The sequence below is a fragment of the Bartonella sp. MR100HLJHH genome, assembly GCF_042194215.1.
Lineage (GTDB): Bacteria > Pseudomonadota > Alphaproteobacteria > Rhizobiales > Rhizobiaceae > Bartonella > Bartonella grahamii.
Genome location: NZ_JBHIMR010000002.1, coordinates 76,444 through 100,759, shown reverse-complemented (window position 1 = coordinate 100,759; position 24,316 = coordinate 76,444). Strand labels below are relative to the sequence as shown.

Below are 24,316 nucleotides of genomic sequence, written 5' to 3'. Positions count from 1 at the left end.
TACGGCTTGTAATGATGAAAGAAAAATGTGAAAATTCTGATCGGTAATGAGGAGAAAACACCATGATCAAGAGAAGCGTGAAGCTGCTTATCTTAGGCGTGATTGGACTTGCAAGTTCTGCTGTCAATTCAGCTGGAAACACTGAAGAATTCTCAAGTTCTGAAGGCTCTTTCAATACGATTCAAGAAGCTTCAAACACTCAAGAACCTTTTCAGCCCTTAAAAGCAGGAGACTATGATCAAGCCTATGACTATTACATCCAAGGTTATTATTTAAAAGCTTTTCGTGAAGCACTCCGACGTGCTGAAAAAAATGATCCTTTTGCACAAACTCTTCTTGCCAGAATTTATATGGAGGGATGTGCTGTCCCTATTGACGGTGCGCGTGCTGCTTTATGGTTTGAACGCGCCGCAAAACAGGGGGAACCCCAAGCACAACTACGCTATGGACTTATGTTGTTTGATGGTCACTTTATAAAACAAAATCAAGAACTTGGTGAACAATTCATTCAAAAAGCTGTCAATGCAGGCGTCAAGGAAGCCTATTTTTATTATGGACAACTGCTTCTTTATAAAGCCTCACAGGAAAAACAAGCTCTCCCCGGTGTTTCTTCCCAAAGTCGTGAAAATGAAGCAATCGAGCAAGCCTTAAAATTGTACTTAAAAGGTGCTGCTCTTGGGGATGCTGAAGCTGCTTTTTCTGCTGCAAAAATTCTTGCCTTAGGTACGTTAACACGACCCAAGGATGATCGCAATGCCCGCAAACTCATGGAGGTAGCGGCTCAAAACAACCACTTAAAAGCTCAACTTCATTTAGCACAATGGCTTATACAGGGGCGTGGAGGAGAAACAGATTTTCCCCGTGCTTTTCATTTACTTCAAAGAAATGCTATCAACATGATAGCACCAGCACAGATTTCTCTTGCTAGGCTTTATCGAGATGGCACAGGAACAAAAGGCGATATAATAATGGCAGCGGCATGGTATATGCTCGCAAAGGAAGCAAAAATGCAAGCCCCTGATCTTGAAATGATGCTCCAAGGCATGGACAAAACACAACTAGAAAAAGCGCACAAAGAAGCAATAAAGCTCCTTCCTGTTTTTTAAAATACTCCTCTCTGCTTCAAAAAGATAAAATTTATAGAAATTCCGGAAGATTTTGCACTGTCTAGGGGCGATAAGCCCTAAAAGCAAAATGCTGATTTGAGGTCAGTGTTTTTAGACTCCCGGAATACCAACGCGAGGGCGCTTGCACCCCGTCGGAGGGAAATGCAAACCAAAGATCTTTATAACGACATTTCCATTGGTAAAGAAAACGCACTGATGTCATTTGCTTAAGCAAACAATATCCAATAAGCAAAAGAACTAGGCTATCACGCAAATTCCAAAAGCTCTATTTTTTCATTCTTTTTGCTTGGATGAAAAACACGCCGTCTCTTATAAAAAAACTATTTTTTATTGTAAATTCCCTAAAATTACTTTATGAATTAAAAGATGTTTTGGTCGCATACGCAACGACCAATAGGGCCTTGAAAACCCGAAAACTCAAACATGAATTTACCCCACTTTGTGGGTATCCCGGAATTCCGGGAGTTTTTGCTATGTCCAGGTGCTTTAAGCACTAAAAGCAAAAAGGCTGATTTGAGTTCAGTATTTTCAAGCTCCCGGAATACCAACGCGAGGGCGCTCGCAACCGGCGGGGGCTTTAAAATGCGAGCTAAAAATCCTCATATTGATCTTTTTGTAGGCAAAAAAATTCGTTTGAGACGAAAAATGCTAAAAATGTCTCAAACAACTTTAGGTCAACATTTAGGTGTTACTTTCCAACAAATCCAGAAATATGAAAACGGCTTAAATCGTGTCAGTGCAGGGCGTTTAAAAGAGATTTCCGATATCCTAAATGTTCCGGTTTCCTTTTTCTATGCTGATATCGTCACAAAACAACAGCCCCCATACCACCATGATGAAATCGCATCAAGCACAGAGGAATACCTGCTTTTAAAAAGATTTAGAGTTCTAACCACTGTAAAAAAGAAAGCCATTTTACAGCTGATCTCTGATGAGAATGCAAGCTAACATCATACGGATAGCACACACCACACTCTATCCCATGAGACACTATAATAAACTCCGTATTCAAATATTCATCACATATTCTCAATTAAAAACACCTCATGGTTTTACGGAACTTATATCATTGCCATCAATTATATCATTGCCATCAATGATGATATTTTACGACACAACGGGATAAATTCCCCTAAAAATTCTAAAAAATTTTTGTGCAATTTTTTAAAAAGCTTGCGTCTGAGCGCTTTTTATGGTCTTGCAAAGAACTGAAAAGCAAAAATACATCAAGGTCCTTTTTTACTTAAGCTTTTCTCTTTGCAAAAAACATGAGAAAACCTATGGAGCACACAGGACCATGAGAGAGCCACAAGGCTAATCAAAGGAATTTGAGCCCGAAAATAACAAAAGAGCTCACCGTTAAAGGCAGCAAAGAAAAGCGCCATAACGACAACAAAAGAGTTCTTTTTGCAAGAATAGAATTGGATAGAAACGATGAAAATTAATGGCAATGAAATTCGCCCTGGTAATGTGATCGAACATCAAGGAAGCTTATGGGTTGCTGTTAAATGCAACGCTGTAAAACCAGGAAAAGGTGGTGCATTTAACCAAGTTGAAATGAAAAATTTAATTGATGGTACAAAACTTAATGAACGATTTCGTGCTGCTGAAACGGTTGAACGCGTGCGCCTTGAACAAAAAGATTTCACATTTCTTTATCAACAAGGGGATGCTTTGGTCTTTATGGATTCAGAATCTTATGAACAACTTGAACTTCAAAAAGATTTTGTTGGTGAACGTGCTGCGTTTCTCCAAGATGGGATGACTGTCACAGTTGAACTTTATCAAGAAAAGCCTATTGGCATCTCACTTCCTGATCAAGTTGCTGTCACGATTGTGGAAGCCGATCCTGCCATCAAAGGACAAACGGTTACCTCCTCTTATAAACCCGCCATTCTTGAAAACGGGATTCGTATTCTTGTTCCCCCCTTTATGAATGCTGGTGAACGTATTATTGTAGACACCAATGAGTTGATTTATTTGCGTCGCGCAAATGAAAAAGATAAATAAAGGAATAAAAAATGGCCCATTCTGCAGTCATGAATGTCATGGTGCAAGCTGCAATGAAAGCAGGACGCTCGTTGGTGCGTGATTACGGTGAAGTGCAAAATTTGCAAGTATCTTTGAAAGGACCAGCAGATTATGTCAGCCAAGCAGATCGCAAAGCAGAAAAAATCATTTTCAATGAATTAAGCAAAGCGCGCCCCAAATTTGGTTTTCTAATGGAAGAATCTGAAGAAATCATTGGCGAAGATTCCCAACATCGTTTCATTATTGACCCTCTAGATGGCACCACAAATTTTCTTCATGGCATTCCTTTTTTTGCTGTTTCCATTGCCTTAGAAAGTCAAGGGAAAATCGTTGCTGGTGTCATTTACAATCCCGTAAGTGATGAACTATTTACCGCAGAACGCGGTTGTGGTGCTTTTTTCAATGACCGGCGCTGTCGCGTTTCTGCTCGACGCAGACTAGAAGATTGTGTCATTGCCACAGGTATGCCGCATTTTGGTCGCCCAAATCATGGAACCTATCTTATTGAATTACGCAATGTGATGGCGGAAGTTGCCGGACTTCGCCGTTTTGGCGCTGCTGCTCTTGATTTAGCTTATGTTGCTTCTGGCCGAACCGATGGCTTTTGGGAAGATAACCTGCAAATTTGGGATATGGCTGCTGGAATATTGATGGTTCGCGAAGCCGGTGGTTTTGTCACCGATAAAGAAGGCGGCAGCGATATATTCCGCAAAAAAAATATCATTGCTGGCAATGAACACATTCGCATCAAACTAGAAAAAACCCTCAAAAAAGGCATTTAGACCTCAGAAGTAGTGTCATTTTAAAAGGCAATGCTAAAAGTGCAACTTTGCAACATCCCCATAGAGATATCTCTCATCACGCAACCTTATCTCTTATTGAATTGCGCAAGTAATGATGAAAGTTGCTGGATTTCGCCGTCTTAGCGCTGCTGCTCTTGATTTAGCTTATGTCGCCGCAGGAAAAACCGATGGCTTTTTGGAAGATAACCTACAAATTTTTGATAGAACTACCGGCATACTGATGGTTCGCAAAACCGGCGGTTTTATCACCGATAAAGAAGGCAACAATATATCCCGCAAAAAAATATCATTGCTGGCAATGAACACATTCGCATCAAACTAGAAAAAACCCTCAAAAAAAGTATTTAACTCTTACAGTTTTTTACAAAAACCTTAGAACCTTAAAAAACCACATGGAGAGAGAGTTTTAAATTTTCTTTACATAAAACGATAGGAAATAACTGATCAGATAGTGACAAAAACATCATCACAAATAAAAAATATACTCGCTATACCCCCCACAAAAGCAATCCTCTAGCTTACCTTATTAACGTTTCTGTTATTCAAATCCCCCTCCAAAAAAGCTAAAAAAGGCAATAAACAAAAAAACATCATAACAAAAAGCTACAAAAAGCAATTATCGAACCCAAAACAAAAACACAATCCATTTCCTCCTCAATATATGCTCTTTATAGTGCGCTATCCATTGATCAAAAAACTCTCCTCTCTCATAAAAGCTGCCGCATATGCCCAAGAGTTTTCACGTCTTTTCCACCACTGCATAATAGCAGAGATTTCCGAAAATCCACTGATTTATAGGACTGTTCTCTACCCCTTTATTCAACCGTTTTACAAATAGTTTATCAAATGCCGACGACATTTATAATAATGAAAATCTTTGTTTTCCAAAATTGCTTTCTGCATTTCACTTGCAAGCTGCTCTTTATCTTTTTCAATAGCCTCTTCCAGCACCTTTACCTTCTCATTACAGAAGATAATTTTTAATTTTTCTTTTAACTTTTTTTCCTCAACAAGCTTCTCCCAAAAGATCAATCGGTTATCGCATTTCTCATTTGATGATTTCATCCACTCTTTAACGCCTAATTTATAAATTTCTTCAAATGTTGGATTCCCTTCAACAATGGAAAGGTTTTTTGCTCTATTTGTGTCATTCTCTTTACAAGTATTGATTACATCTCTAACTGTGACAGAATGGCAACCATTATCAAAGGCAACATAGCCCTTTTTCACTGTTTTAATAAGCTTCTTATAGTAAATGAAAGTTTCTCTTGCCGCCTTATAATCACTGGAAATATCACACAACAACAACAACACATTCTTTTTACAATATAATAATAAAGTACACTCACCAGATCAAGATTTCGAAAGCGTTAGTATTTCCTCTATCTCTTCATGTTCTGTACTTATAGAGATGCTGTCCCACAAAGTATCTGTAAACTTTTTCTTTTTATACTCCCCTGTAGAGTTTTCCTTTTGGTGCTGTTTACATTCAGCTGTAATCATATCATCAAGAACATATAACCACCAATGAAGTAATAACATCGTAGGTTGACTCCGTTTTTTGTTCGTAAGAGGATCTACAAACTTTTGCAGAGTTATTCCATTCTTTCTCATCAATCGCACTGCTTTTACACAAAATTTCTTAAAATACGAGTTATCCAAGACACTACATATTTTTTTGTAATGTTCATAAGTAAGTTTTTTTCCAAGTGCTTGCTTGTACAATAAACGCACTTTGTGCTCACCTCGAACACAAATATCCTTTACCAATGGAAGCCGATCTCCACTGAATTTCATATCTTCCCTAGGATTTTTTATCCCCAGTACGTCTCTTTCCCATAGCCTTACTCCCTCATCCCATTGTTTCAACTATTCCTGCGATACTTTTTGAGTTTTTGCCAAAAGTCTCTGTTCCCCTTCTGCAATAATATCTTGATATCCAACGCAATCTTGCTCTTTTGGCTCAAGTTGTTTAGTTAAATGCTTGTTTTGATAAATTGCCAAATGATGCAGAAAATTATAACGCCGAATCTTCTGCTCCCACATTCTTTCCCTCATTTCCAAATGACCTTAATTATAGCTATTATGAAAGCTATTGCCCATTTTATGTCTTCTTCCATTCTTGCTCTCTTCTAACCTCACCAACATTTAACGCAGTTCTTTTCTCGATATTGTATCATTGTGTGTACATCTGATTTGAAAGTCACTACATATTATATTTTAATAAAAACAATACACAAAATATAGATATTTTTGTTGGTAAAATAGAACAATTTGTATTTAATAATGCTGTTTTAGTGATTTATGTACTTTAAAGAAAAGCCTTATAAGCCCTCAAAATGCATGATCCATGAAATATTGATTTTCAAAGTAATAAAAACCTTAACTCAACCAAACAGCAAAACAAACTGCGTGCTTTGTTCGCACTGTTTTATAACATCGATAAAAAGCGCCTCTCTGCCTATTTATCAGTTCTTCTTTAAGTAGCCCAGCACCATCATACTCTTATGCCAGCGCCCCCCGTTGTGACAGTCCCTAAAACTTGTGACGATTCATGAAGAGGACTTATTCTTTCTAAAGTGTTTTATTCACGCGGGCTCTCTCTGCTTGCCACATACAAGAGACATGGTTTTGATTGATTTAATATAACTAAATTTGACATGAGAAAATCCTATAGTATTAATAATCTCTCATAAAAAACAATGAATTATCCTTATAAATCAACGTAACAGTGCTGTTATGAAGAGAACTCCTTGCACATCTTAATAGTTCATAGAGATTAACTGGGTGTCATTTTATATTCTGTACACAGATGAAGTATTTTTATAAAAATGCTCCGTCTCACGCAGAAAAAAGGACAGCCCGTTAAGACTTTAAAAAGAAAAACCTCTCAATGCTTGCCCCTCTTTTTCCATGAGAGATTCAAATTGATAAGCCTGTCTGAAAGGAGTGCTGGTTATGTCCTTAAAGATACTGCTCTTGTATCAAGATCACTTACTCCGGTGAAAATTGGAGTTTTGCGAGGTAAGCATAGACGCCATTTTTTGCCACAAGTTCTGCATGGGTTCCTTCTTCCACAAGAGCGCCTTTATCCATCACGAGAATACGATCAGCTTTTAAAATTGTTGCCAAACGATGTGCAATTACCAAGGTTGTACGATTTTGCATCAATCCTTCTAAGGCGTCTTGCACCAACTTTTCACTGTTTGCATCTAAAGCAGATGTTGCTTCATCAAGTAGCAACAGGGGTGCATTTCTTAGAATTGCCCGTGCAATACCAATGCGTTGTTTTTGCCCCCCAGAAAGCATGGTACCACGTTCTCCTACTTGCGTATCCAAGCCATCTGGTAAAGCTTGAATAAATTCAAGTGCATTAGCCGCCTTAGCGGCAGAAAGGATTTCCTCTTCATGAGTATTTTCAGTTCCAAAAATAATATTATCACGCAATGTTCCATCAAAAATGGCGACATCCTGTGGAACATAGGAAATTGCGCTGCGTAAATCTTCTAAAGAAAGGCGATTAATTTCCATGCCATCCAACCGAATTGTTCCACTTATCGGGTCATAAAAACGAAGGATCAAAGAAAAAATGGTGCTTTTTCCTGCTCCTGAAGCCCCAACAAAAGCAACCGTTTCGCCTGCCTTCACAGAAAACGAAAGCGAGCGTAAAATCTTCTCTTGTGGTCTAGAAGGATAAATAAAATCAACCTGATCAAAAACAAGTTCGCCTCGAACAGGTTGTTCCAATGATAAAGGATTTTTAGGAGCTACAATAGTAGGTTGTTCTTGTAGCAATTCGGAAAGCCGCTCAGCAGCGCCTGCTGCTTGGATTAACTCTGCCCCCAGTTCCGATAATTGCGCAAAAGTAGAAGCTCCAAAAACCGCATAAAGGACAAATTGCCCTAATGTCCCACCTGTCATCGTTCCATTCAAAACATCGCGCGACCCAATCCATAAAACAGCAACCACACTGCTAAAAACCAAAAAAATTGCAAAACCCGTAAAAAAGGAGCGCAGGATCACAGAAGCACGTGCTGTTTGAAAAGCCCGTTCTATCAATTGTGAAAAACGTGTTGCAACGAGTTTTTCTGCGGTAAAAGCTTGCACAGTGCGAATAGCACTTACCTGTTCTGTAGCAACAGCATTGGCATCTGCCAGACGATCTTGCGCCGCACGCGTACGAGAGCGAACTTTCCGCCCAAAAACCACCAAGGGAATGGCCACAACAGGAATAGCAACCAAAACCAACAAAGACAATTTAGCATTGGTAATCACCATCATCACGACGGCTCCGATCACTATAATCAACTGACGCAAAGCAGTAGAAGCGGTAGAACCCACAGCTAATTTTATTTGTGTGGTATCTGTTAGAAGCCTTGAAACAATCTCTCCTGAATGCGACCGATCAAAAAAAGCAGGAGAAAGTTTCATAATATGAATAAACACATCACGCCGTAAATCGGCAACAATCCGCTCTCCCAATGTGATAACACAATAATAACGGCCAGCAGAAGCAAATGCGAGAAGCAAGGCTAAGATAAACAAAATTCCGAAGTAAAAATTGATATGTCCATGGCTTGAAGTAGAAAACCCATGATCAAACATTTGGCGGATAGCCACAGGCAAAGCTAATGTGACAAGAGCAGCAACAGATAACGCTAGAAAGGCAAAGATAAACAACCAACGATAGCGCAAAAGATAAGGAAAAAAAATTGCAAGCGAAGAGAATGAAGATTTTTTAGGGGAAGACTTTGTAGATTTTTCTGAATGATTGAAGAGATTCATAAGGTTTCGCTCACTATATTGAATTTATAACACTTGATACAATGATGCATCTTGAACACTTGTTTTTTTATGCATGCTCAGCTATAGGAATAAATACTTTAATCAATGTATCAAAAAGACAAAGGAAGCGCACTTAAAAAATCGAGCAAGTGCTGTTTCATTCTGTAAACGCAAAAGGTTTTTACGCATGAAAGCGAATATTCATCCCAACTATCACACAATTACCGTTGTTATGACGGATGGAACCCAATATAAAACGCGCTCTACTTGGGGAAAAGAAGGCGATACTCTTAATCTAGATATTGACCCAAGAACGCATCCAGCATGGACAGGTGGCTCCCAAACACTCGTAGACCGTGGCGGTCGTCTTTCTAAATTCAAAAATCGTTTTGGTAATATTGGCATGTAAAAGCCTATTCCTGATTATAAAGAGCACAAGTTTTAAAAAATGATTGCTCTATTGTAAGTGATTGGTTTTTTTATGCTGTAAAGAGTGCACTTTAAATATTAATTCAAAAACGCATCCAACATAAATAGATGGGATCTTAGGCACTAATAAATCTTGGTGGCTGCGTTTTTTAAATTTAAAAATCAGTTTGAAATACGAGCATAAATCCTTCCTCGTAGAGTATAACGACCTGAAATAAAATAATTGCAAACCATTCTTCTTTTTTTGGAACTGAAAAATACCCGTGAAGAGAGTATTCTTGTCGCCGCTAAAGCGGCTAATGCGCTTGAACTGATTCAAGCTTTACCAGATAGCTTGATACGTGAATAGGAGAACGTGGTACCATGCTTTCTGGGGGACAAAACAACACATTGATATTGCACGTGCAATTCTAAGAAATGCACCCCTGTTGCTGCAAGCCGGCACCATCATTATATTTGCCAGCTCATGGGTATTGCTACAGCCCTTGGCACTTGAGACGATTTATTATAAACATTTTAAGTCCTTCCTTAATATTTTTTTATTCACGCGGTCTCTCCCCACTTGTAACGTACAAGAGACATGGTTTTTGTTGATTCAACATGGAACAGGTTTGAAATGAGAAAATCCTGTAATATTCGGGATCCCCATTCAACATACAAAACAGTGAACTATTATTATAAATCAAAGTGTTGCTGCTTGATGAAGCAACATCTGCTTTAGATGCAAACAGTAAAAAGTTGGTGCAAAATGCCTTAGAAGGATTAATGCAAAATCGTACAACCTTGGTAATTGCACATCGTTTAGCAACAATTTTAAAAGCTGATCGTATTCTCGTGATGGATAAAGGCGCTCTTGTGGAAGAAGGAACCCATGCAGAACTTGTGGCAAAAAATGGCGTCTATGCTTACCTCGCAAAACTCCAATTTTCACCTGAGTAAGTGATCTTGATACAAGAGCAGTATCTTTAAGGGCACATAAACAGTACTCTTTTCAGACAGGCTTATCAATTTGAATCTCTCATGGAAAAAGAGGGCAAGCATTGAGGTGTTTTTCTTTTTAAAGTCTTAACGGGCTGTTTTTTTCTGCGTGAGATGGAGCATTTTTATAAAAATACTTCATCTGTGTACAAAATATAAAATGATCCCAGTTAATCTTTATGAACTATTAAGATGTGCAAGGAGTTCTCTTCATAACAGCACTGTTACGTTGATTTATAAGAGTAATTCATTGTTTTTCATGAGAGATCATGAATACCATAGGATTTTCTCATGTCAAACCCTCATAGTGAATCAAACAAAATCTCTTGGCTTGCACATCACAAGCAGAGTTAGTGTGTGGAGTGAAGCTGTACAAAAAGAACAAAATGCCTCTCTTATCCCTTTAAATACCAAGGGCTGTCACAACATTGGGGCGCTGGAAAGAGTATACGACTGGCAAAGAGTATAATGGTGCTCGCCTTACCGAGGAAGCCCTTATGCGGCCCACTTGATAGGCTGGATACAAGCTCTACCCTAAAGACTGATCACACTCTTAAAAAAACTGAATATGAAAAATTTTTCATGCCCTCTATCACCGCCCTAAACAATAGTGTTTACCGAAAATCATGACAAATTGTAATTCACAAATAGGCTTTTCTCATCTGCAAGAGTATCCTTTTATTCTCTTTCAAAAAAACGAACACTTTTTGAACATTGTTTGCAGATCCGTACTATTGAAAAAGAGCAAAGACTCTTTTAGCGCTTTTGGGCTTCTTATAACTTTTGTGAGCGCGTATAAGCAACAGCTTTTATAATAAACCAGCTGTTGGAAAAATCGTAAAATTTTATCAAATTTATTGTTTGTAAATATCACCACAACCACTGTTTTGCTCTTGCAGACACGCATCCTCAAAACACTTTCTCTTTGCTCACAAATTGTCTCTCCAGCTCTTTCTTCCAGTCATAGCCTATAAAAATAAGGATAGCGTACTTTAATTGGACACCATCTTCCCACACCACCACCAACGCCATCATTTATATTTGCAGCCCTCAACTTTATAGCCCCCCCTTGTCGTGCTTTAAGAAGGCACGTTAACGATGATAAAAACATGTACAAAAAGGATATATCTTTAAGGTGTTTATGTTTTAAAGCTTGCACTAAATCATAATTTTTTTGTATAGCTAGCCAAGCATATGCAGAACTGACACCCTAACCCTTTCAAACCGTTCAGCTGTTTTAGTAACAGATAAGCCAAGTTCTACAATTATATCTTCAACCACGAGTTCACCGAGGTACAGAGGATTTTCCATCATTTTTTAGCACTCCCTCTTCAGTGATCCTCTGGATAATTAACTCATTCAGCATCTATACCAGCAAAGCGAAATATTACGTGCTAATTTTCCTTTACAATCATTAACCAATAGCCCTCAAAATGACCTTGTAGTGAATAGAGCTAAAAGGATAAGTCATTCAAAGTCATCTGGAGATATAGCTATATCAAAAGCACCTAAAATACGCCTTAGTTGCTCAGTATAGGCGACCTTCCCCCTTTTATCGTATCAGCTTGTAGAAGACTTTAAGTCCTTTATGTTTAAATAAAAAAATCATAATTGGATTATATTGCATAAAAATGCTTTTTCTGATTTTTCCATTTAACACACGATAAGATACCATTTAGGCACCATGAGAAGCTTTCCCCTTATATCATGATTTCAGAGCCGCATGAGAAAAACAAAATAAGCCGTTTGGGTGTCTTAGGTCAAGGATGCCGTTAGGCGCAACCTTTAAAGGATTGCCTTGAGCTTAAGGACCAAGGCTTGTTAGTCCTCTCATTAAACGCGGGTCTAATGTTACGATTTTGGAGAGCGATTATTAAGAATTTGAGAGACAGACAGCCTCTCATCTTGATTTGTATGCAAACAAATTGCACTCTATTTATTCAGGGAGAATAAGAACATACCCAGGAGGTGCTAAACGGAATAAGAGAGCGTCGTAACCCCACGCAGCAGACAGGCAGCAAATAGAAGAAACGCCTTCAAGAATTGTTAAGAATAATGCGTACGATATAGCGGCTTCATCTGCTGCTTCACGGCGTTCTATGAGATATCCGAAAAAAAACAAAAAGCACCCTATTCCACTCACCGACCCAAAGACTTTTAATGCGGTATGAACCGGTCCACGTATGCTGAGCAAGATAATAAAAATTATGAAAGTAAATACTGTAAAGATCCCTTCGAATACCCCACGCACCATATTGCACAATTTTCGCATCATAATTGCAGAAAAGCTCTGTTCTGCGTATCGATTTTTTCTTTTGATGCTTGTATTCTTAGAAGATATACTGTTATTCTTGGAAGATATGCTGTCCACAACTCCCCCCCATTTTAAGCCAAGATGCTATGAAGTTAGTTACTTTTAATTATATCATCACAAAATACAAGAAAAATTTATTCATTTTAACGAAAAAATAGGTGTTTTATTGAGGTGCAAATCTATTTTATTAGCAAGAGTTATTCAATTCGTTCGTCAATAGAAAGACTACCCCCATTGCAGAGGAAGCTATCTTGACGCACAAAAACTTCATAAGCTGTATATTAAAATCCACTCAGACATCGCAACTCTCTAATCTACCCGCTTAATCCACCTTTGAAACTGCAATCAAATGAATTCTGCTGATGACAAGTAATGATAACATGAAAAAGAAAAAATATCACAATATCAAACTCTTCAATACAGTCTTAGTTTTATAATTTTCATTCAAAAAGCAAGTGCCCACCCATGAACGACACCATACTAAGATGCTGCGCATTCACAAATTTCCTTTAAAGCACCATCTCCCCCTTCCCGCAATCGCACCTCTTGCGCAATATTATCTCTCGATAGTACCCATTAGAGACTTTTAAAAGGTCCAAGGAGAAAACCCTCTGAGAAAGCTTTCAAGCCTAAAACGCCCCCGCCATTTTTATCATGATGAGGGCACCCAAAATCACGCAGAAACATGTAAAATCTCTCCGCATTTAGGTATAGGGCTTGTGCTTCAAGCGCACGCTTTTTCTTGTTCTGTTGTCCATTGTCCCAAAGCCGCAAGATGATTCATCAAAGCCCGATGACTAAATGCCTTCTGTGCAACAGCAATATTCTCATCTTTTCCAGCCCATGCTTTTAAAGCAGCTGCTTGCAATGCTCGTCCATAAGAAAAAGTCAATTTCCAAGGCAATGCGCCCAAAGAATTCATGGCAGATAAATGCGCCGTTGCTTCCTGATCAGACTGTCCTCCAGAAAGAAAAGCAATTCCTGGAACAGCGGCAGGAACAGTCTGTTTAAGCACCTGGACGGTCTTTTCAGCAACTTCTTCAACAGAAGCGTTGCGGGCATCCTTTCCATCAATCACCATATTGGGTTTTAAAATCATCCCCTCCAAAAGAACACGAGCTTCAAACAATTCTTTAAAAACGGTCTGTAAGACAGCTTTTGTCACCTCAAAGCAGCGTGTAATGGAATGCCCACACGATGGTCCATCCATCAACACTTCGGGCTCAACAATCGGCACAATCTTGAACTCCTGACACAAAGCAGCATAGCGTGCAAGAGCTTGTGCGTTTTGTCTTATTGCGCCTCTTGTTGGCAAAGTGTGTTCATCAATAGCAATTACCGCACGCCATTTAGCAAAACGTGCTCCCAAAGCATAATAGTCTTTTAGCCGCTCACGAAGACCATCCAACCCTTCGGTAATTGTCTCTTGTGGAAAAGCGGCCAAAGGTTTTGCACCGGTATCAACTTTAATCCCTGGCAAAGCGCCTGCATCCCGAATAAGATCCGTCAACATTTTCCCAGTTGATGCTTTTTGCCGAATGGTTTCATCAAATAAAATAACCCCAGAGATGGCGCTTTCCATTGCTTCTTTTGTACTAAAAAGCATTTCACGATAAGCACGGCGTCTATCTTCATTGGATTCAACACCAATGCTTTCAAATCGCTTTCCAATGGTCGCCGTACTTTCATCTGCCGCCAAAATACCTTTACCCGCATGCACCAAAGCAAGTGCAATATCTTCAAGCCGTTCATTCATAAAAAATTCCTCTTTACTTTGTCTTAAAATTTCATTTTGTCTTAAAACTTCCAAAAGTGCGCAACACGTTAAACACCCTTAAACGACCGTATAGTTTTTCTTTAACCTTCTTCTTCAAAGAAGCCCTCTAAACCTGCATAAGGGCAAGAATTCCAGGCAGAACCTTACCTTCCATCCATTCTAAAAAAGCCCCTCCAGCAGTCGAGAGATAAGTAAAATCATTGGCAACACCAGCATGATTAAGAGCAAAAACTGTATCGCCCCCTCCCGCAATTGAAACCAACTTTCCCGTCAAACTACGTTCTGCTGCATGGCGTGCAACTGCAATGGTCCCCTTATCAAAAGGAGACATTTCAAAAACACCAAGGGGTCCATTCCACACAAGAGTAGCAGCTTTATCTATCACAGTATTGATATGCGCAATAGAGCGTGTCCCAATATCCAATATCATGCCATCTTGTGGAATATCTTCAATGTCATAAAGACGATGCGGTGCATCTTTTTCAAAGCGAAATCCAACGACAGCATCCTGAGGAAGCAGAAGGGTACATTGACACTCTTGCGCTTTTTTGATGATTTTTTTTATCGTGTCCATCAGCGCATGTTCACACAGTGACTTACCAACAGACACACCTTGCGCTGCTAAAAAACTGTTAGCCATGCCCCCACCAATCACGAGATGATCAACCTTTTCCACCAAATGATTGAGCACAAAAAGCTTGCTGGAAACTTTCGCTCCTCCCACAATGGCAACCACAGGGTGTGTTGGATTGCCAAGTCCTTTTTCTAACGCCTGCATCTCACCTTGCAAAGAGCGCCCTGCATAAGAAGGCAACAAATGCGTTATTCCCTCCACCGAAGCATGGGCACGATGAGAAACTGAAAAAGCATCATTGACATAGAGATCCCCATTATGAGCCAAAGCTTCCGCAAAAGAACAATCATTCTTTTCTTCACCAGCATAAAAACGAACATTTTCAAGCAGTAAAACACCCCCATTTTGTAATGACTCAACCGCAACCTGCACCACCGAACCGATACAGTCAGGAACAAAAGAAACAGGCTGATTAATGATCTTTTCCAGCACTTGCACAACAGGACGGAGTGAAAACTCTGGCTCTACCTTTCCTTTGGGGCGACCACAATGAGAAAGCAGAATAAGTTTAGCACCCCGCTTTTGTAGCTCAACGAGTGTCTCTTTATGTCGCTCTAAGCGTGTCGTATCACAGACCTTGCCCTGCGCCATTGGCACATTAAAATCCACCCGCACAAGAACACGTTTTCCAGTGACATCAACATCATCAAGTGTACGAAACCCCATCACTGCTTCCTCTTCACTTTCCATTGTTTCAAATAAAAACGCATCCAACAACCCTGCCCACTTTTCTTTCCACTTATCCCCTCTTTGCTTTTACAAGAGATCCACGACAGCCCATCTCTCACCCTCTGCTTCTGAAAAGCCAAAGCTTTCATCATCAAATGTACAAAAGCCCACCATTGCTCTTAATCTTCATATCCCATTGTGGCAAACAAATGCATTGGCTCAACTTGATCTCTATTAAAGCTTCCTTTTACTTCTAGGCAAAAGAATTTACATCTCCTAATTTTCTGACGTTTTCTCAAAGAGTGTCTCGTTCAGATCTTACTTTTTCAAAGTTTACTCTTTCATGCAGCTTTTAAAAGCACGTATTGACCCAGTATTAAAACAAAACACACCATCAATTTTTCAATAGTTTCTTCTCTCTAGCGCATGAGAACAACAGCCTCTATCTGTTGTTCTCAAAATTGTACAAAAATGAGACTTTTTCCTATAAAAAGGAGGACCCTGAGGTCCTCTTATATTGTCTTAGCAAAAGCCACAGCCGTATCACTCATACGGTTAGAAAAGCCCCATTCATTATCATACCAAACCAAAACGCGACAGAGCTTACCATCAATCACTTTTGTTTGATCATTGTGGAAAATAGCTGAATGAGGATTATGATTAAAATCACAACTCACGAGTTTTTCTTCTGTATAATCCAAAACGCCCTTCAAAGGACCTTGTGCAGCAATAGCAATGGCTGTATTAATTTCTTCAATTGTTGTGGAACGCTTAGCGGTAAATGTCAAATCAACCACAGAAACATTAGGGGTCGGAACACGAATCGATACACCATCAAGCAATCCCTTTAATTCTGGCAAGACCAATCCCACAGCTTTTGCCGCTCCTGTTGAGGTAGGAATCATAGAAAGAGCTGCCGCACGTGCACGATAAAGGTCACGATGCATTGTATCCAACACAGGTTGATCACCCGTATAAGAATGGATTGTTGTCATAAAGCCCTTTTCAATGCCCACCGTGTTGTGCAAGACTTGTGCAACAGGCGCCAAACAATTGGTTGTACAAGAAGCATTTGAAACAACGCGATGCTCGCTGCTTAAAGATTGATGATTAACCCCATAGACGACCGTAAGATCTGCTCCTTCAGAAGGCGCAGAAACAAGAACACGCTTTGCCCCCGCATCCAAATGAGCACTTGCTTTATCACGCGCAGTAAAAATGCCCGTACATTCTAAAGCAATATCAATATCCAAATCTTTCCAAGGCAATTGAGCAGGATCACGCTCTGCGCATACCTTTATTAAACCACTCCCCACATCAATGGCATCCCCTACCACCTTAACGGTCCCAGGGAAACGCCCATGAACTGAATCATAGCGCAACAAATGGGCATTTGTTTCCACCGATCCCAAATCATTAATTGCGACCACTTCAATATCTTTCCGTTCACTTTCCACAAGTGCACGTAAAATATTGCGACCAATACGACCAAACCCATTAATTGCAACACGAACTGTCATTTCACATGTTTCCTCATCAATTTTTTAAGCACAACATTTAAAATACAATAAATGGGTATTTCACCAATCCCAAATCATTAATTCCCACAATGTCAATATCTTGATCACTCACTCACTTATCCACAATAATGCACAAGATCATCCAGAACACTGCACAGAATATGATGCCCTAAAACCACCCCATTCATGACAACACAAGCTGTCATTTTGTCTTTTCCTCTTTGATCTTTCCAAGCTCTTTTTCAACAGTGGCGACCACATTCTCACAAGTAATACCGAAATGCGCATAAAGGGCATCAATTGTTCCACTTGCCCCAAAGCCCTCCATACCAATAAACACACCATCACAGCCAATAAAACGGTCCCATCCTTGGGCGACAGCAGCTTCAATGGCAATTTTAATCGGCGCATCTCCAATGAGAGCACGCTGATAGGAGAGAGATTGTTGAGAAAAGAGTTCAAAACAAGGCACAGAAACCACACGCGTTGGAATGCCTTTTTCTTCTAACACCGCATGTGCCTCCACCGCAATTTGCAATTCTGAACCAGAAGCAAACAGCGTCACTTGTGCATCATCGCTAGCTGTTAGGAATTCATAAGCACCGAGCATACAGAGATTTTCTTCTTCATACTCTTGACGCAAAAGCGGTAGATTTTGTCGACTCAAAGCCAAGGTAGAAGGCGTTTTGCGTGCTTTCAAAGCCAATTGCCAACACTCAACTGTCTCCATAGCATCAGCAGGGCGGAACACAAGATGATTAGGCATTGCGCGCAGGCAAGCCAAATGCTCCACGGGTTGATGGGTAGGACCATCCTCACCAAGACCAATGGAATCATGAGTCATGACATAAATCACCCGCAATCCCATCAAAGAAGAGAGCCGCATAGCGGGACGCATATAGTCAGAAAAGCATAAAAAGGTTCCCCCATAAGGAATAAAGCCGCCATAAAGGGCAAGACCATTCATCACGGCTCCCATTGCATGTTCGCGAATTCCATAATGCAGATAGCGCCCTGAAAAATCTTCAGCAGAGATACTTTTCATCTGGCTGCTTTTTGTATTATTAGATCCGGTTAGATCAGCCGAACCACCAATGGTCTCAACAACGACTTCATTGATCACTTCAAGAGCCATTTCCGAGGCTTTACGCGTAGCAACAACGGGGCGCTCTTCAACCAGTTTTTGTTTATAAGTATCAATAGCGCCATCAAATCCACCCACGAGATCGCCTCGCATCAATCTTTCGAACTCCACACGCTCTGAGACAGGAAGATCAGCAAATTTTGCTTCCCACTTTTGACGTTTTTTAGCAGCATTGAGACTAGCCAAGCGCCAACTATCGAGAATATCGGCTGGAATAACGAAAGGCTCAGCCTCCCACCCTAAAGCGATACGGGTTTCAGTGATTTCTCGTGCGCCCAAAGGGGCTCCATGAACTTTATTAGTCCCCGCTTTATTTGGCGCTCCAAAACCAATTGTTGTTTTACAAGCAATCAAAGTTGGTTTATCGGAATTTTGTGCCGCCTCAATAGCCCGTGCAATTGCTGCTTGATCATGCCCATTGATTTTATGTGTCTCCCAACCAGAAGCTTTAAAACGCGCAATCTGATCAGTACTATCAGCAAGTGAAATCTCTCCATCAATGGAAATATTATTATCATCCCACAACACAATAAGCTTATTGAGTTTCAAATGACCAGCAAGGGAAATCGCTTCTTGAGATATTCCTTCCATAAGGCATCCATCGCCCACCAACGCGTAAGTGTAATGATTGATGAGATCACCAAAACGGGCGTTTTGCAAACGCTCCCCAAGAGCCATTCCCACGGCATTTGCCAACCCTTGTCCAAGTGGTCCAGTGGTTGTTTCGATTCCCGCCACATGCCCATATTCTGGATGCCCAGCAAGCTTTGCCCCTAATTGGCGAAAATTTTTGAGATCCTCAAGAGAGAGATCCTCATAACCAGAAAGATACAAGAGAGCATAAAGCAACATAGACCCATGCCCCGCCGATAACACAAAACGATCACGGTTAGGCCAGCGAGGATTTTTAGGATCATGAGCAAGGAACTGTGTATAAAGAACCGTAGCAATATCGGCTGCCCCCATTGGCAAGCCCGGATGACCAGAATTTGCTTTTTCAATCGCATCAATAGCAAGAAAACGGATAGCATTGGCCATCTGATTCTGTTGGTGGGTATTTGTCATGAATAATTGACCATTTCGTTAAATACGTTATTCTGTTGCTTTTTCCGTATTCTCTTAAAACTCTCAAGAAATACTATTTTAACCATTAGCGTGAGACTTTTTGCCACCACTTTAATAACATTAACAACATTCCCCTCACGCGTCCTGTATATCCATGTCATTTATGCCAATACGCGCAAAAAATCCAGCTTTTAATTTATATCCATCCCCTGCTTTGCTTGCTAAAATATCCTACATACTTAAAAATAAAACGCACACAATACAAGATTGAAAGTGATTCGTTTTTGCATAACACATTGATAAAGGATAAAATTACCCAAAGGATAAAAGCAATGAACCAAGAAACGACGGTTCTACAAGATGCTCTAGAGCACCTAGAAAAAGCACTTAGAACTTTAGAGATCACCATAATAAACCGCAATGCCGTTATTGATAAAAATAACGAATGGGAAGAAGAAATTCAACGAATGAATGCTGACCGCAGCCATCTTGCCCAAGCGCTTGACAAAGCTGAAGCCCAAATTGAACGCTTAGAGTCCGTAAACAAAGAAGTTTCCAAACGTCTTATTAAAGCAATGGAAACAATTCGTGTTGTCATTGATAGATAAAGGTTTGAATGTATGGAAACTGTTTCCGTTACCATTGATGGTAAAATTTATCGCATGGCTTGTGATAAAGGACAAGAACGTCGTCTTATCGCGCTTGCTGCTCAATTGGATCAATATATCACACATTTAAAGAACAATTTTGGTGAAATTGGCGACCATCGTTTATCGGTTATGGCTGGCATAATGATTATCGATGAAATGGAAGAAATAAAACGAGAAAATAAAAAACTACAAGAAGACTACAATGCTCTTTTACGACTCCACAACGAAAGAGACCGCACCATGGGGAAAATTATGCGTGACACCACACAACGCATTGAAAATCTCACCAACCAATTGCTCAAAGATGATCAAAACAGCACAAGCTTTCAAGAACAAGAACAGGAAGATTTCTAAAAGTCCATCAGCGCGTAACAAACCAGTAATTTGACTTGTCCGCCACACCTCACAGGATAAAAACTCTTAAACCCACACCAGTCTGTAAATGGTCCGGTTTTTTATAGAGAGGATTCCAGCTACTCACCACTTATGGGATTAACTTAAAACTCAACAAAAAAACCCGACTCTGAATATTTCACCCCTGCACAAACACCTCTTATATCAAGGAGGCAACCTTATATCACCATCCTTCAAATGAGATGCCTTTTAACAGCGCAACAAGATAACAAAACCAACATCATTGTAAAAAAAGTCATATAAATGACAACAGAAATAAACAAATAAAGCATCCTTCGAGAAAAAGAACTCTATTCATGTTCCCTATAAATGCATACCAAAAGTCCTTTCCCTTAGATAAGATCAAGCAGATTCAATATATCTATCCAAAATATATTTAAAAAATAACCGTATCTATTATCCCGTAAAGCACCGCCATTTGATAATATAAGCACCATGGAGTCTTTGCACCTAGAATGTCCATCAGATGAAACCCACCTTAGAAGAACCGTATCATTTATAAACCAGCGTGAACTTTAGTATTTTCATCCTTTAGAGCAGGAAAAAAGCCAAACCCGAAGATTATGTTAATCTGAGACAACTTCAAACATCATAAACGACAATAATAAATCTTGAAAACACCCTCTACCAACATCTTTATCCTTATAACAAACAATCCATCCATATCTCTCTCCCCAGTCCTCAAAATCTCCACGCTTAATAAAAGAAAGAGCAAACCAGCACCATCATTATAACCGGCCCCCAATATTGCAACAGCCCCCTTGGCTCTTAAAACGATTCATAAGAGAGGCGCCTTTCTTGTACAGTTTTTACCCACAAGCCCCCCCACTTGTGACGTACAAGCATGACTTTTTAGGCACATAATTTTAATTTTATTCAATTCTGTTTGCAAAAGTTTAAAATGAGAAAAATTTCAAGGCTCTCATTCAAAAAGCAAAAGAATGAACTCTCATTATTAATGAACATCTCGCTCGTATAAACATCAATAAAGCAATCCCCACTATGCCTGCCTCAATGAAATAAAAGGGAGTCTCCCATTAAATGCCCTACCGTAAAAGCAGCTTCCTCAGAACTAAAACAAAATCAACAGACAACATCACCGCATCTGCTCCCATCCCCAAACCTGACAACCTAAAGCAACGCCTTGCTATCTTTACAATGGGAGATAAAAGAATAATAGGTCTATGGAAGCATTCACAAAAAGCGCACACGCGTTGTGTTTAAAGCCTGTTCAAAGGCGCATGAAAAAACACCATGCGTAAACGGCTCAAATCCCTTTCGTTCCATCTTGAGAGACAGAAGCAATACGCAAGAGATTTGTCGCTCCAGGCGTTCCAAGGGGAACACCAGCTGTCACAAGAAAGCGATCTCCCCCTTTGCAAAAACCTTCCTGAAATGCAATGGCTGCTGCACGATCAACCATATCCTCTAAATTCCGTGCATCTTGCGCAACCACACAATGAAGCCCCCAAACTAAAGCTAAACGCCGTGCTGTTTCCACAATGGGAGATAAAGCAATAATCGGTCTATTGGGACGTTCACGAGAGGCGCGCACCCCCGTTGTTCCTGAAGCCGTATAGGCAACAATAGCTGCTAATTCAAGTGTTTCAGCAATCTGACGCGCGGCAAGAGAAATCGCATCTGTTCCTGTTGATTCTGGTGCTGGATGTTGTGCCCCAACCTGAGCTGCATAAGTGTGATCTTGTTCGATTTGCCGCGCGATTCGATCCATCATAAGCACGGCTTCTTCAGGATAACGACCAGAAGCAGATTCAGCAGACAACATCACCGCATCTGTTCCTGCATAAACTGCTGTAGCAACATCCGACACTTCTGCGCGTGTCGGAACAGGAGATGAGATCATTGATTCGAGCATTTGTGTTGCCACCACAACAGGCTTTCCTGCTAAACGACAAGCTTTTATGAGCTCCATCTGAAGTGCAGGAACCCTTTCCAAAGGCATTTCCACTCCAAGATCACCCCGTGCAATCATAATACCATCGGATACATCAATAATTTTCTCTATATGCTCCAAGGCTTGAGGCTTTTCGATTTTAGCCATCAAAGACACCTTGCTTTTCGTCAATCGACGTACCGCTATAATATCTTCTGGACGTTGAATAAAAGAAAGAGCAACCCAATCAACAGGCTGCTGTAAAAGAGCCTGAAGATCCTCTTTATCTTTTGACGTCATCGAATCAAAAGGCAAAATTGTATCGGGAAAACTGACACCCTTTCGATCAGAAATACGGGTTCCAGCAACCACGCGACACTGTACAGAATGACCATCACAAACTTGCGCACGCAGTTCCAGTTTTCCGTCATCAATCAACAACCGATCCCCTGGTTTAACTGCCGAAAATACATCCTCATGAGGGAAAAAAACACGCTGTGCATCACCTGACACATCGCGATTATCTAACGTAAAGCTTTGCCCAACACGCAAATCTTCTTGACCCTTAGTAAAACGACCCACACGCAGTTTTGGCCCTTGAAGATCGACTAAAATACCAATGGGTCGCCGAACTGTTTTTTCAACTTCTCGTATAGACTTGACCAAATCAACCATCATATCACGGTCAGTATGGCTCATATTAAGACGAAAAACGTCTGCTCCTGCCCTAAAAAGCTTCTCAATCATTTCACTGGAAAAAGAAGAAGGACCAAGAGTCGCTATAATTTTCACTTTACGTGCACGTTTCACGGCGGAGCATTTCCTGAAAGAGAAGGGACAACAGAATTGTTTAACAAAGACTCATCCGTCAACTGTACCATCCAACTGGTTTGATTTCCGGTATCGATTTCTTTAAATTCAGCCTTTTGATATCCTCGAGGGAAACAATCATGAACCCCTTGAATGGTAAATTGGCTATCTTGCACACACATGGTTACAGAGCCTGCCCAGTTCCCTTTTTTTTGTGCCCCTTCCGCATAAAAATAATAAAACCGTGAAGCAAGTGGCCCCTCAATTAAGGTTTTACACTCCGTCACGGGTACCGTCCACCAGCCTTCGCTCACCCACCCTGAAAATGTACGATATCCAAGAGCAACCCCTACAGACTGTTGGGTTGTATTACAAACCCTAAAGTCAGCTTTTGCAAAAACAACAAGGGGAAACAAGAGCAAAATGCTCAAGAGAAAAACCTTTAATCCTTTTTGAAACACCCAATATCGTTTTTTTAAAATCACAAAACTTCCTCTATGATGTCAAATTCTCAAAACAAATTACACACTTCTTTTTCAAAAGCTTTTCAAGTCTAAAACGTATATTTTTATATTTTTCTTTTTATAGCCCTTTTATCAATGCATATATCTTAAAAATTTTACAAAATATTTAAAGTCAATTTGTAAAAAAACAGTGTAGCTTGATTTACTTTTTGTTTTTCAAGCTTTTTCAACATAAATTCGTCGTCGAAAAACAACTTAAAATATATAACTTGGAGAAAAATACAATGAACGATACAGTAACCGATCAAACACACGCTATATCCGTAAACCAATTACGCTCTTTTATCGAACGTATTGAACGACTAGAAGAAGAGAAAAAAACCATTTCTGATGATATTAAAGACGTTTACACTGAACTTAAAGGCTCTGGTTTTGATAGTAAAGCTGTTCGAAGCATTATACGGTTGCGTAAAAAAGAAGAGCACGAACGAATGGAAGAAGAAGCAATCATTGAGCTTTATAAAAATGCGCTTGGTATGAATTAAAATCATTGATACCATTGGAAATTTTCTTAAGAAAAGAAAACGCAAAATGCAAAAAAAAATGAATGTATAAAAATTTCACCCAACAATAAGCAGTTTGTGTAACTTGTAACGAGACTATCGGTCACAGAATACACAATATTGCAACAGCCCTCATATTAAAAGGATTTATACAGAGCATTTTTATCCTTGTCCTCCAATCATTTTTATCCACACAAACCCTCACTTGTACGCCAATCCAGTTTGTGATGTGCAAGAGAGGTGAT

20 protein-coding genes and 2 pseudogenes are annotated in these 24,316 nt (G+C 39.9%); 11 read left to right on the top strand and 11 right to left on the bottom strand.

All coding sequences use genetic code 11. The features are described 5' to 3' along the window. Positions 1–62 precede the first annotated feature (62 nt). The 5 genes and pseudogenes from ACFIJ7_RS01620 to ACFIJ7_RS01600 all read left to right on the top strand — a co-directional run. The gene (locus tag ACFIJ7_RS01620) at positions 63–1,106 is read left to right on the top strand and encodes a tetratricopeptide repeat protein (protein WP_375635525.1); all 1,044 of its coding nucleotides are present in this window, start codon (positions 63–65) and stop codon (positions 1,104–1,106) included. 603 nt (positions 1,107–1,709) lie between these two features. Next, positions 1,710–2,075 carry a helix-turn-helix domain-containing protein gene (locus tag ACFIJ7_RS01615; RefSeq protein WP_375644450.1) on the top strand — a complete coding sequence of 122 codons (366 nt, stop codon included), beginning with the start codon at positions 1,710–1,712 and terminating at the stop codon, positions 2,073–2,075. Positions 2,076–2,561: 486 nt separating this feature from the next. Continuing rightward, the gene (efp, locus tag ACFIJ7_RS01610; protein WP_273787683.1) at positions 2,562–3,137 is read left to right on the top strand and encodes an elongation factor P; all 576 of its coding nucleotides are present in this window, start codon (positions 2,562–2,564) and stop codon (positions 3,135–3,137) included. A gap of 11 nt (positions 3,138–3,148) precedes the next feature. Further along, entirely contained in the window at positions 3,149–3,940 is a 792-nt protein-coding gene (locus ACFIJ7_RS01605; protein ID WP_015856959.1) for an inositol monophosphatase family protein, read from the top strand. 92 nt (positions 3,941–4,032) lie between these two features. Beyond that, positions 4,033–4,309: pseudogene (locus ACFIJ7_RS01600) on the top strand (inositol monophosphatase family protein); the annotation flags it as partial. Positions 4,310–4,789: 480 nt separating this feature from the next. Here ACFIJ7_RS01600 and ACFIJ7_RS01595 read toward each other — a convergent pair. From ACFIJ7_RS01595 to ACFIJ7_RS01580, 4 genes are all read right to left on the bottom strand, one after another. Further along, positions 4,790–5,191, bottom strand: a complete 402-nt coding sequence (locus ACFIJ7_RS01595) for a hypothetical protein (protein WP_375635523.1) — start codon at positions 5,189–5,191, stop codon at positions 4,790–4,792. 123 nt (positions 5,192–5,314) lie between these two features. Further along, positions 5,315–5,830, bottom strand: a complete 516-nt coding sequence (locus ACFIJ7_RS01590) for a hypothetical protein (protein ID WP_375635522.1) — start codon at positions 5,828–5,830, stop codon at positions 5,315–5,317. After that, the gene (locus ACFIJ7_RS01585; protein WP_375644449.1) at positions 5,831–6,019 is read right to left on the bottom strand and encodes a hypothetical protein; all 189 of its coding nucleotides are present in this window, start codon (positions 6,017–6,019) and stop codon (positions 5,831–5,833) included. It lies immediately after the preceding gene. Positions 6,020–6,955: 936 nt separating this feature from the next. Next, positions 6,956–8,746 carry an ABC transporter transmembrane domain-containing protein gene (locus tag ACFIJ7_RS01580; RefSeq protein WP_375644448.1) on the bottom strand — a complete coding sequence of 597 codons (1,791 nt, stop codon included), beginning with the start codon at positions 8,744–8,746 and terminating at the stop codon, positions 6,956–6,958. A gap of 187 nt (positions 8,747–8,933) precedes the next feature. On the opposite strand from ACFIJ7_RS01580, the gene rpmE reads away from it, so the two are divergent. From rpmE to ACFIJ7_RS01565, 3 genes and pseudogenes are all read left to right on the top strand, one after another. Then, entirely contained in the window at positions 8,934–9,155 is a 222-nt protein-coding gene (rpmE, locus tag ACFIJ7_RS01575) for a 50S ribosomal protein L31 (RefSeq protein ID WP_015856961.1), read from the top strand. Positions 9,156–9,398: 243 nt separating this feature from the next. Then, a complete protein-coding gene (locus ACFIJ7_RS01570; protein ID WP_375635519.1) occupies positions 9,399–9,524 on the top strand; it encodes a hypothetical protein in 126 nt (41 codons plus the stop codon). 338 nt (positions 9,525–9,862) lie between these two features. Beyond that, positions 9,863–10,114, top strand: a pseudogene (locus ACFIJ7_RS01565) (ABC transporter); the annotation flags it as partial. A gap of 1,975 nt (positions 10,115–12,089) precedes the next feature. On the opposite strand, the gene ACFIJ7_RS01560 reads toward ACFIJ7_RS01565, so the two are convergent. The 5 genes from ACFIJ7_RS01560 to tkt form a co-directional block, all read right to left on the bottom strand. Next, positions 12,090–12,428, bottom strand: coding sequence for a hypothetical protein (locus tag ACFIJ7_RS01560; protein WP_375635518.1), 339 nt, complete (start codon positions 12,426–12,428; stop codon positions 12,090–12,092). Between the two features lie 763 nt (positions 12,429–13,191). Next, positions 13,192–14,223, bottom strand: coding sequence for a class I fructose-bisphosphate aldolase (locus ACFIJ7_RS01555; RefSeq protein WP_375629372.1), 1,032 nt, complete (start codon positions 14,221–14,223; stop codon positions 13,192–13,194). A gap of 127 nt (positions 14,224–14,350) precedes the next feature. Continuing rightward, the gene (locus ACFIJ7_RS01550; protein WP_375644538.1) at positions 14,351–15,544 is read right to left on the bottom strand and encodes a phosphoglycerate kinase; all 1,194 of its coding nucleotides are present in this window, start codon (positions 15,542–15,544) and stop codon (positions 14,351–14,353) included. A 515-nt stretch (positions 15,545–16,059) separates the two neighbouring features. Further along, complete coding sequence (gene gap / locus ACFIJ7_RS01545; protein ID WP_375635516.1) at positions 16,060–17,067, bottom strand: type I glyceraldehyde-3-phosphate dehydrogenase; 1,008 nt, start codon at positions 17,065–17,067, stop codon at positions 16,060–16,062. A 202-nt stretch (positions 17,068–17,269) separates the two neighbouring features. Further along, positions 17,270–19,276, bottom strand: a complete 2,007-nt coding sequence (tkt, locus tag ACFIJ7_RS01540; RefSeq protein WP_273787674.1) for a transketolase — start codon at positions 19,274–19,276, stop codon at positions 17,270–17,272. A gap of 332 nt (positions 19,277–19,608) precedes the next feature. Between tkt and ACFIJ7_RS01535 the strand changes: the two genes are divergently transcribed. Next, positions 19,609–19,884 (top strand): DUF4164 domain-containing protein, encoded by a 276-nt coding sequence (locus ACFIJ7_RS01535; protein WP_005774573.1) that lies wholly within the window; start codon positions 19,609–19,611, stop codon positions 19,882–19,884. A 12-nt stretch (positions 19,885–19,896) separates the two neighbouring features. After that, the gene (locus tag ACFIJ7_RS01530) at positions 19,897–20,280 is read left to right on the top strand and encodes a cell division protein ZapA (protein ID WP_273787673.1); all 384 of its coding nucleotides are present in this window, start codon (positions 19,897–19,899) and stop codon (positions 20,278–20,280) included. A 1,327-nt stretch (positions 20,281–21,607) separates the two neighbouring features. On the opposite strand, the gene pyk is transcribed toward ACFIJ7_RS01530, so the two are convergent. Together pyk and ACFIJ7_RS01520 are read right to left on the bottom strand one after the other, a co-directional pair. After that, positions 21,608–23,044, bottom strand: a complete 1,437-nt coding sequence (gene pyk, locus ACFIJ7_RS01525) for a pyruvate kinase (protein WP_375635513.1) — start codon at positions 23,042–23,044, stop codon at positions 21,608–21,610. Continuing rightward, a complete protein-coding gene (locus ACFIJ7_RS01520) occupies positions 23,041–23,529 on the bottom strand; it encodes a DUF1036 domain-containing protein (protein WP_375644447.1) in 489 nt (162 codons plus the stop codon). Before ACFIJ7_RS01520 ends, pyk begins: the two co-directional genes overlap by 4 nt. A 263-nt stretch (positions 23,530–23,792) precedes the next feature. On the opposite strand from ACFIJ7_RS01520, the gene ACFIJ7_RS01515 reads away from it, so the two are divergent. Next, positions 23,793–24,053: a DUF2312 domain-containing protein gene (locus ACFIJ7_RS01515; protein WP_005774567.1), complete on the top strand. Its 261-nt coding sequence runs from the start codon at positions 23,793–23,795 to the stop codon at positions 24,051–24,053. Positions 24,054–24,316: the final 263 nt, after the last annotated feature.

Bases quoted from the DNA above. Each gene is read 5' to 3' on its own strand.
- ACFIJ7_RS01620 (WP_375635525.1), top strand. From the start codon at position 63: ATGATCAAGAGAAGCGTGAAGCTGCTTATCTTAGGCGTGATTGGACTT.
- ACFIJ7_RS01615 (WP_375644450.1), top strand. From the start codon at position 1,710: ATGCGAGCTAAAAATCCTCATATTGATCTTTTTGTAGGCAAAAAAATT.
- efp (WP_273787683.1), top strand. From the start codon at position 2,562: ATGAAAATTAATGGCAATGAAATTCGCCCTGGTAATGTGATCGAACAT.
- ACFIJ7_RS01605 (WP_015856959.1), top strand. From the start codon at position 3,149: ATGGCCCATTCTGCAGTCATGAATGTCATGGTGCAAGCTGCAATGAAA.
- ACFIJ7_RS01585 (WP_375644449.1), bottom strand. From the start codon at position 6,019: ATGAGGGAAAGAATGTGGGAGCAGAAGATTCGGCGTTATAATTTTCTG.
- ACFIJ7_RS01580 (WP_375644448.1), bottom strand. From the start codon at position 8,746: ATGAATCTCTTCAATCATTCAGAAAAATCTACAAAGTCTTCCCCTAAA.
- rpmE (WP_015856961.1), top strand. From the start codon at position 8,934: ATGAAAGCGAATATTCATCCCAACTATCACACAATTACCGTTGTTATG.
- ACFIJ7_RS01560 (WP_375635518.1), bottom strand. From the start codon at position 12,428: ATGATGCGAAAATTGTGCAATATGGTGCGTGGGGTATTCGAAGGGATC.
- ACFIJ7_RS01555 (WP_375629372.1), bottom strand. From the start codon at position 14,223: ATGAATGAACGGCTTGAAGATATTGCACTTGCTTTGGTGCATGCGGGT.
- ACFIJ7_RS01550 (WP_375644538.1), bottom strand. From the start codon at position 15,544: ATGGGGTTTCGTACACTTGATGATGTTGATGTCACTGGAAAACGTGTT.
- gap (WP_375635516.1), bottom strand. From the start codon at position 17,067: ATGACAGTTCGTGTTGCAATTAATGGGTTTGGTCGTATTGGTCGCAAT.
- tkt (WP_273787674.1), bottom strand. From the start codon at position 19,276: ATGACAAATACCCACCAACAGAATCAGATGGCCAATGCTATCCGTTTT.
- ACFIJ7_RS01535 (WP_005774573.1), top strand. From the start codon at position 19,609: ATGAACCAAGAAACGACGGTTCTACAAGATGCTCTAGAGCACCTAGAA.
- ACFIJ7_RS01530 (WP_273787673.1), top strand. From the start codon at position 19,897: ATGGAAACTGTTTCCGTTACCATTGATGGTAAAATTTATCGCATGGCT.
- ACFIJ7_RS01515 (WP_005774567.1), top strand. From the start codon at position 23,793: ATGAACGATACAGTAACCGATCAAACACACGCTATATCCGTAAACCAA.